This is a genomic window from Saccharomonospora iraqiensis subsp. paurometabolica YIM 90007 (assembly GCF_000231035.2).
Lineage (GTDB): Bacteria > Actinomycetota > Actinomycetes > Mycobacteriales > Pseudonocardiaceae > Saccharomonospora > Saccharomonospora paurometabolica.
In genome coordinates, this window is record NZ_KI912226.1 from 1 (window position 1) to 1,315 (window position 1,315).

1 protein-coding gene is annotated in these 1,315 nt (G+C 72.9%); it reads right to left on the minus strand.

Going from position 1 to position 1,315, the window contains the following annotated elements; translation table 11 throughout:
• Nucleotides 1-21 precede the first annotated feature (21 nt).
• Nucleotides 22-1,251 (minus strand): GGDEF domain-containing protein, encoded by a 1,230-nt coding sequence (locus SACPADRAFT_RS26685; RefSeq protein WP_040924168.1) that lies wholly within the window; start codon nt 1,249-1,251, stop codon nt 22-24.
• Nucleotides 1,252-1,315 lie beyond the last annotated feature (64 nt).

Sequence of the window (1,315 nt, forward strand, 5' to 3'; positions counted from 1 at the left end):
CGTCGGGCCGCCCGGCCCGGGTCAGCCGGGGGGCCGGGCGAAGGCGACCCGGTCCCGCCCGCCTTCCTTGGCTTCGTACACCGCGGTGTCGGCCGCCTGCATCAGCCCTTCGAGGCTGTCGGCGTGCCGGGGGAACACGGCGACGCCGAGGGACGCGGTGCGGCGTCCGACGGTGGTCCGGGCGCCGCGCTTGTCGGTGGTCTCGATGCGCAGGTCACCGATGGCCGTGCGGATCCGTTCGGCGGCGCGTTCGGCCGCCGCCGTGTCGGCTTCCGGCAGCAGGAGCAGGAACTCCTCCCCACCGAACCGGCCGACGACGTCGGAGGGCCTGGTCACCCCGGTCAGCGCCGCGGCGGTCGCGGCGAGCACGTCGTCGCCCGCCGGGTGGCCGAAGGTGTCGTTGATCCACTTGAAGTGGTCGAGATCCACCATGAGCACCGCCAGCGTGCCGCCCGCTCTCCGGACCCGGTTCAGCGCCCGTTCGGCCGACTCCGTCCACCCGCGCATGTTCAGCAGACCGGTCTTCGGGTCGGTGACCACGTCGTCCTGCAACTGGTCCAGCTCGGCGAGCCGGTTGAACACCACGGTGACCACCGCCATCACCGCCACCGCCGGTGGCAGGGTGACGAGCAGGACCGCGGTCACCGCACCGAGACCGGTGGTGATCAGTTCGAGAACGTTGTCGGCTCTGCTGCCCAGGACCGTGCGCGAGGTGGGACGTCGGGAGGCGACGGCCAGGATGCCGCCCACGTAGAGCACCTGCACACCCTCGTAGACCAGCGCGGCCACCAGGATGAGCCCGAACTCGCGCAGTGATCCGACGGCGCTCACGGCGGTCCAGTCACCCGGGTCGGTGGCCGCGTAGGTGAGGCCGGCGAGTGCGGCCGCCAGGGCGTGCGAGACGGAGGAGTAGACGAAGTTGTGCGCCGGTCTGCGTGCGGTGAACCAGCGCTGAAGGCGGATCAGCACGACCAGCAGCACGGCGAGGGTGGCGGGCAGCACCAGCGTCGCGGGGAAGACCCAGACCGCGATCAGGTCGATGAGCACGGTTCCCGCGCGGTTGCGGCGGCGCTCCTCCTGTCGCTGGGTCAGCTGGATGTGCACGGTCGCGCCCGCGGCCAGGATCGCGAGGCGCAGCCAGTCGGTGCCGGTCGGGACCGGCGAGTACGCCCACGTCACCGCGAAGCCCACGAGGGCGACCAGTTCCAGGACGACGAGCAGGACGACGAACCGGCGCGGTCGCCGCCACAGGGCCCACCGCCGGGGGTGCCGGGCGCCGTGCCGCGCACCGGTGTCGTCGTGCGGGGCAGCCGGC